9 protein-coding genes are annotated in these 5,652 nt (G+C 64.7%); 4 read left to right on the top strand and 5 right to left on the bottom strand.

Annotated elements, in window-relative coordinates; all coding sequences use genetic code 11:
* A partial coding sequence (locus AC1DMG_RS19165) for a sulfotransferase family protein (protein WP_477180913.1) occupies positions 1-644 on the bottom strand: 644 nt, incomplete at its 3' end.
* 195 nt (positions 645-839) lie between these two features.
* Here AC1DMG_RS19165 and AC1DMG_RS19160 point away from each other — a divergent pair.
* A complete protein-coding gene (locus AC1DMG_RS19160; RefSeq protein ID WP_441604743.1) occupies positions 840-1,802 on the top strand; it encodes a quinone oxidoreductase family protein in 963 nt (320 codons plus the stop codon).
* Positions 1,803-1,809: 7 nt separating this feature from the next.
* Here the strand turns inward: AC1DMG_RS19160 and AC1DMG_RS19155 are convergent, their stop codons facing one another.
* The 3 genes from AC1DMG_RS19155 to AC1DMG_RS19145 are packed head-to-tail and all read right to left on the bottom strand — an operon-like array spanning position 1,810 to position 3,534.
* The gene (locus tag AC1DMG_RS19155; protein WP_441604742.1) at positions 1,810-2,721 is read right to left on the bottom strand and encodes an ion channel; all 912 of its coding nucleotides are present in this window, start codon (positions 2,719-2,721) and stop codon (positions 1,810-1,812) included.
* A 34-nt stretch (positions 2,722-2,755) separates the two neighbouring features.
* Entirely contained in the window at positions 2,756-3,265 is a 510-nt protein-coding gene (locus tag AC1DMG_RS19150) for a M48 metallopeptidase family protein (RefSeq protein ID WP_441604741.1), read from the bottom strand.
* Positions 3,262-3,534 carry a hypothetical protein gene (locus AC1DMG_RS19145; RefSeq protein WP_441611577.1) on the bottom strand — a complete coding sequence of 91 codons (273 nt, stop codon included), beginning with the start codon at positions 3,532-3,534 and terminating at the stop codon, positions 3,262-3,264. Before AC1DMG_RS19145 ends, AC1DMG_RS19150 begins: the two co-directional genes overlap by 4 nt.
* A gap of 73 nt (positions 3,535-3,607) precedes the next feature.
* On the opposite strand from AC1DMG_RS19145, the gene AC1DMG_RS19140 reads away from it, so the two are divergent.
* The 3 genes from AC1DMG_RS19140 to AC1DMG_RS19130 all read left to right on the top strand — a co-directional run bounded on the left by AC1DMG_RS19140 (position 3,608) and on the right by AC1DMG_RS19130 (position 4,760).
* Complete coding sequence (locus AC1DMG_RS19140) at positions 3,608-4,045, top strand: putative toxin-antitoxin system toxin component, PIN family (RefSeq protein ID WP_441604739.1); 438 nt, start codon at positions 3,608-3,610, stop codon at positions 4,043-4,045.
* Positions 4,046-4,110: 65 nt separating this feature from the next.
* On the top strand, positions 4,111-4,536 hold the full coding sequence (locus AC1DMG_RS19135) for a hypothetical protein (protein WP_441604738.1): 426 nt from the start codon (positions 4,111-4,113) through the stop codon (positions 4,534-4,536).
* Between the two features lie 35 nt (positions 4,537-4,571).
* The gene (locus AC1DMG_RS19130; RefSeq protein WP_441604737.1) at positions 4,572-4,760 is read left to right on the top strand and encodes a CPXCG motif-containing cysteine-rich protein; all 189 of its coding nucleotides are present in this window, start codon (positions 4,572-4,574) and stop codon (positions 4,758-4,760) included.
* A 5-nt stretch (positions 4,761-4,765) separates the two neighbouring features.
* On the opposite strand, the gene pncA is transcribed toward AC1DMG_RS19130, so the two are convergent.
* A complete protein-coding gene (gene pncA, locus AC1DMG_RS19125) occupies positions 4,766-5,413 on the bottom strand; it encodes a bifunctional nicotinamidase/pyrazinamidase (protein WP_441604736.1) in 648 nt (215 codons plus the stop codon).
* Positions 5,414-5,652 lie beyond the last annotated feature (239 nt).

Raw genomic sequence — 5,652 nt, 5'->3', positions numbered from 1 at the left:
GCGCACAGGCGCGCCCATTCGATATCGGGCTGGCGCACCAGATCCTCGAGGAAGACGAAGTGGTGGTTGGCCCGGCCGATGTGCTGGCTGTGGATGTCCATGGCCCGGTTCCAGCGGCGCGCCCAGTGCACGGTGCCGCCGCCGAAGGCGTCGTCGTTCTCGAAGCGCAGATAGACGTCGGCCAGYGAGGCCAGTACGTCCATGCCGCGGCGTACCACGTGGACAAAGCGCGCGTCCGGCGCCAGGGTTTCGATCTCGGGGATGTAGAGCAGGTGATTGGGTGTCTTCTCCAGCCACATCGATCGCCCGGCCATCACCGCCGAGCGGTCCAGGAGTGCTAGAAACTGCCCGGAAAGCGTGCGCCAGTGGTAGGCGGAGGGCATGGCTGGGCGAGCGCCCGCCAGCTGCACGTGCAAGGCGACAAAGGTCTCGCGGATGTGCCGGCGGGTCAGGCCCAGCGACTGGCGCCAGCGGCGGCGGCGCGGCTGCACGCGGGCATCGCCCCAGCGCCAGGCCAGATCGCCGTGCAGTTGTTCGAAGAACGCCGTTTCCGGCAGCGTATAGATCGCAGGGTGGCGCGCCAGCAAAGCCTGGACAATGGTGGTCCCGGAACGTGGGCAACCCACGACAAAGGTTCGCCGCATGGCGCTGTCTCCCTGAACAATGGCCGTGACCTGCCGGCCAATGACGGTGAATAACGCGTGATTTCTCGTTGCGTTGACTAAAAATACAGCTTCCCGTAAGGAAAAAGCGACTGTTTTTTCACTCTTGTCTGTTGGGAAGGCAGGCCAGCGGGCAAACTTGCCATCCTCGGCCCCCTACGCATCAGGACCACGCCCATGTACGCACTGACCTTCGACCGCTTCGGCCCCGCCGAGGTACTGCGCTGGACCGAGCGCCCGGACCCCACCCCGGGACCAGATCAGGTGCTGGTCCGCATGCATAGCGTTGGCCTCAATTTCGCCGACGTTTACCGCCGCAACGGCAATTACCACCTCAGCGGCTCAGCGCCATGGGTGCTGGGATACGAGGGTGCGGGCGTGGTCGAAACCCCCATGCCGGGCGATACCCAGTTCCCGGCAGGCACGCGGGTAGGCTTTGCCGATATGCCCCACGCCAACGCCGAGCTGGTGGCGGTGGACCGTGATCGCCTGATCCCCCTGCCGGCGGATATCGACGCCGATACGGCGGCTGCCGTACTGCTGCAGGGGTTGACCGCCCAATACCTGGTTACCGACAGCTTTGTGGTGCGGCCGGGCGACGTCGCCGTGGTGCATGCCGCCGCCGGCGGCGTCGGGCTGCTGCTGGTGCAGATGCTCAAGGCGCTCGGCGCGGTGGTGCTGGGCATCGCCTCCAGCGAGGCCAAGCGCGATGCGGTGATAGGCGCAGGCGCCGATGTGGCCGTGGGCTACGACGATTGGGTGGATGCCACCCGTTCGCTCACCGGCGGGCATGGCGCCAACGTGGTCTACGATTCGGTGGGTCGCACCCTTGCCGACAGCATGGCCGTCGCCCGCATCGGCGGCACCGTGGTGTTCTACGGCATGGCGGCGGGCGATCCCGACCCGGTCGATCCGCGGCTGTTGATGGACCGCTCGCTCACCCTGACGGGCGGCGACCTGTGGAACGTGTTGACCGGCCCGGCCGAGCGACGCCGGCGTGCTGCGGCGCTGTTCCAGCAGATCAGGCAGGGCAGCGTGAAACCGCAGATTGCGGCGCGCATCCCGCTACGCGATGGTGCCCGCGCACATGAATTTCTGGAAAGCCGCGCCGCCATCGGCAAGGTGCTGCTGACGCTTTGAGCGCCACTCAAAAACGATCGGTGTTCTCGTTGTCTTCCACCGGCAGCACCTGGTGGAACACCCCGTAGTCGATATGGCTGACGCCTTGATCGTCGTCGTGCACCAGGTCGATATAGCGATGATTCCAGCGCCACTCGCGATGGCTCCACTGGTGCCGGGCAAGCATCGATTGCGCGGTGGTTTCGTCGATGCCCTCGATGCACAGCATCAGGGTGGCTTCGGTCGTCGCCAGTTCCTCCTGGCTCATGCCGTACAAGGGGCTGTCTTCGTCGATCACATGCATCAGGCTCCAGCTCAGCGTGAACACCGGGTGCCGGTCGCGCAGGAGCTTGAGGTCATGAATCCGGCGCAGGCGAAAGCCCTCGGGTGAGGTTTCGCGCAGCAGCAAATGCAGTTTGGCGGAGGCTTCGGCGATCACGTTCTGGCGCGCGTTTGCCGCGCGTATCATCAGCGTGCTCTGCCCATGCACCTGGCGGATCACCGGGTGATTGGCAAACAGCATCTTGGCGCGCGGTCGCGAGAAGCGCGAAAACACGATGCCGGTGACCAAGGCGATGCTCAACATGCCGGCGAAGATCTCCACCGTCGCCACGATGTGCGCGTACATCGTTTGCGGATGCATGTCGCCGTAGCCCACCGTCGCCAGCGTTTCCACGCTGAAAAAGAACGCACCGGCGAAATTGCGCGGAAACTGGTTGGCGATGGCGTGGTCGCCCAGCTGGTAGAGCGCGGCGAACACGGTGTTGAGGGCCAGGAATCCCGCCGCTGCCAGCGCGAAAAACGTGGGCCAGCGGATATTGAGGGCGAAATGGTAGATATCGTCCCAGATGCGCTGGGTCAGACCTTCGCTGACGAACGGCCGTCCGCCGATCTGGATCGTGCGTGGACGATTGAGCCATTGGCGAAACCAAACGAACATGGAGCCATACCTGGCGGTGAGGGGCGTGGCGATTCTATCGCGGCGTGCGCGCTTCAAGCGCATCGCGCCAGGTCAGGAACAGGCGCAGGTCCAGTTCCTGCTGGTGATAGTCCGGCTGCATGTATTCGCACAGCTGGTAGAACGCCTTGTTGTGCTCGGTTTCCTTCAGGTGCGCCAGTTCGTGCACCACGATCATTTTGAGGAACTCCGGCGGCGTATCGCGGAACAGCGAGGCGATGCGGATTTCCTTGCGCGCCTTCATGCGGCCGCCGTGCACGTGCGATATCGCCGTGTGCATGCCCAGCGCCTTGCTGATGACATCGAGCTTGCTGTCGTACCACACGCGGTCGATGCCGGGCGCATTGCGCAGGTGCTCCTGGCGCAGGGCATTGGTATAGGCATACAGCGCCTTGTCGCTCTGCACCTCGTGGCGGCCCGGGTGGCGCTGTTGCAGATACGTGCCGAGCTCATCGCGGTCGATCAGCTGGCGCACCTTGTCCAGCAGCGCCGGCGGATAGCCGCCGAGGTACTTCAGCGCCGTCATGCCGCGGGCGGTTCGTCGTCAAAGCCGGTATAGCCTTCCGGGAACACCGGCGTGCCGTCCTCTTCCAGCGACTCGATGGCGGCGAGTGCCTTGTCGGCGGCGGCTTCCGCCAGCGCCTGTTCGCGGAAGCTGCGGTTCTCGCAGATGGCGAAATACACCGGAAAACCGCTGCGTTCGCGCGGCGTGACAACGATGCAGGCGGTGTAGCGCGAGCCCTCGGCAATCGCCGTGGTGTGGACCGCGTAGTGGTCGAAGAGGCGTTCGGACATGTCGGTATTCCACCAGGTAGGACGCTCATTTTAACCGGGTGGCTGTGCCACCATGCGCGCCATGTCCAAATCCGTGCCCCGTCTCGTCCTCGACACCAATGTCGCGCTCGATCTTTTCGTGTTCCGCGATCCTGCCTGCGAGCGCCTCAGCGCCGCGCTGGCACAGGGTCTCGTGGTCGTGGTGGTGGATGAGCCTTGCCGCGAGGAATGGCAGGCAGTGCTGGGTTATCCGCAGTTTGGCCTCGGCGAGGAGGCCCGCCGGCAGGCCATGGCGGCGTTCGACCTTGCGGTGTCGCTGCTGCCGGCGGCAGCCATGACGCCACGCCCCGAGGTGAAGCTGCCGCGCTGCGCTGATCCGGACGACCAGAAGTTCCTCGAGCTGGCGCTGGCATCAGGTGCCGAGTGCCTGCTGAGCAAGGACAAAGCGTTGCTGCAGCTGGCCCGGCGCACGGCACGCGAGGGCTGGTTCCTCATTCTGTGCCCTTCGGCATGGGAACCACCGGTGACCTGAGCGTACGATTCACAACCGATTGATCGCCCATTGGCGATGCTAACTATCCAAGATGGAGTCCGCTGATGAAGATCATGCAGAACGCAGCAAGTGCAGTGTGGGTGGCCTTGGGCCTGGTGGCCCTGACCGGCTGCGGCGTGACCAACGACCATGACAAGGTCATCAAGGACGTGGTGTCCAATCGGCAGTTCCTCTACCAGACGCCGGGCGACGGCAATGCCACGCTGCAGATCGTGCGCAGCAACGGTTACTTCGGCGGCGGTTGCTCCAGCCAGGTGCTGGTCGACGACAAATTTGCCGCGCAGCTGGAGACCGGCGAGCAGGCCACGTTCTATCTGCCCAGCGGCGCCCACACCGTATCGCTGCGCAACTCCGGCGCGTGCCACAAGGCGGGCGACAATGCGCACGTCGACACCAACCTGGCCCCCGGCGAAACCGCGCTGGTGGAAGTGAACAAGTGGGGTTCGTCGCTGTCGCTGGCCAAGCGCTGAGCGATAGTCAGGACAGGGGAGTCGAGGAGGGCGCCATGCTCGATCAAGTCTTCATCCACTGCCCCTACTGCGGCGAAGCCATCGAGATCCTCGTCGATGGCTCCGTCGACAGCCAGCATTACATCGAGGACTGCCAGGTCTGCTGCCGTCCGATCAATATCAGCGTAAGCGTTGATGAGGAAGGCGATCCGCAGGTCAGCGTCGCCTCCGAAAACGAAGGCTGACGCGCTCAGGCCAGCGCGGTCGAGTCGAGCACGTCCACGCCGAGGTTCTCGAAGCGCAGGCGTGTGGGGATATCGGTCTCGGGCGACACCGGCCGGGTGAGATCCCACAGCACGTGCGTGCGATAACCCAGTTCCACCGCATCTTGCGCGGTCCACAGCACGCAGACGTCGCGCGCCAGCCCGCAGACATAGACCTCATCCACCCCTTGTTCGCGCAGCCAGCTGTGCAACGCAGTGGATGGACGCTTGCCGTGCGGCCCGTGGTTTTCGCGAAAGCCGCTATACGAATCCACGCGGGGATCGTCACCCTTGCGGATCACCGTATCCACCGGGGACCAGTCGATCGACGGATGCAGCGCCGCGCCCGGCGTTTCCTGCACGCAGTGCGGCGGCCACAGCGTCTGCGCATGTCCATACAGCGGAATGCGGTCGAACGGCGCGCGTCCGGGGTGTGAGGTGGCGAACGAGACGTGGCCCTTGGGGTGCCAGTCCTGGGTGGCCACCACATGCTCGAAGACATCCCGCTTCAGCAGCTGGTCGATGCCCGGAACAATGGCGTCCCCCTCGTGGCAGGCGAGCGCGCCGCCGGGCATGAAGTCCGGTTGCACGTCGACCAGGATCAGGGCGGCGCGGCGGCTGATAGCTGGGCTCATAGGGATGGGCTCATGGTCGCGTCGAGTCTCGCAAAAGGTTGCGCCGGAAAGTCTAGTGGGCTGGAGGGGGGCGTGGTGTGACGCGTTCGACGGGGGATTTGTCATCCATATGGAGCGTTCAGGCTGAAAATCACCCCACCCCAGACGATGGTATGGCCCGGCGGGGACGTCGTCGCAGGCATAATGAGCCCACGGCAACCGATAGGGACCAGAGGCATGTTTTTTGACCAGTCGTGGAT

The organism is Dyella sp. 01N36 (assembly GCF_056399745.1).
This window is presented reverse-complemented; position numbering and strand designations above follow the sequence as displayed.

What these genes read in the sequence shown, in the direction of transcription:
- AC1DMG_RS19150 (WP_441604741.1), bottom strand. Translation starts at nt 3,265, where the DNA reads ATGACGGCGCTGAAGTACCTCGGCGGCTATCCGCCGGCGCTGCTGGAC.
- pncA (WP_441604736.1), bottom strand. Translation starts at nt 5,413, where the DNA reads ATGAGCCCAGCTATCAGCCGCCGCGCCGCCCTGATCCTGGTCGACGTG.
- AC1DMG_RS19155 (WP_441604742.1), bottom strand. Translation starts at nt 2,721, where the DNA reads ATGTTCGTTTGGTTTCGCCAATGGCTCAATCGTCCACGCACGATCCAG.
- AC1DMG_RS19130 (WP_441604737.1), top strand. Translation starts at nt 4,572, where the DNA reads ATGCTCGATCAAGTCTTCATCCACTGCCCCTACTGCGGCGAAGCCATC.
- AC1DMG_RS19160 (WP_441604743.1), top strand. Translation starts at nt 840, where the DNA reads ATGTACGCACTGACCTTCGACCGCTTCGGCCCCGCCGAGGTACTGCGC.
- AC1DMG_RS19135 (WP_441604738.1), top strand. Translation starts at nt 4,111, where the DNA reads ATGAAGATCATGCAGAACGCAGCAAGTGCAGTGTGGGTGGCCTTGGGC.
- AC1DMG_RS19145 (WP_441611577.1), bottom strand. Translation starts at nt 3,534, where the DNA reads ATGTCCGAACGCCTCTTCGACCACTACGCGGTCCACACCACGGCGATT.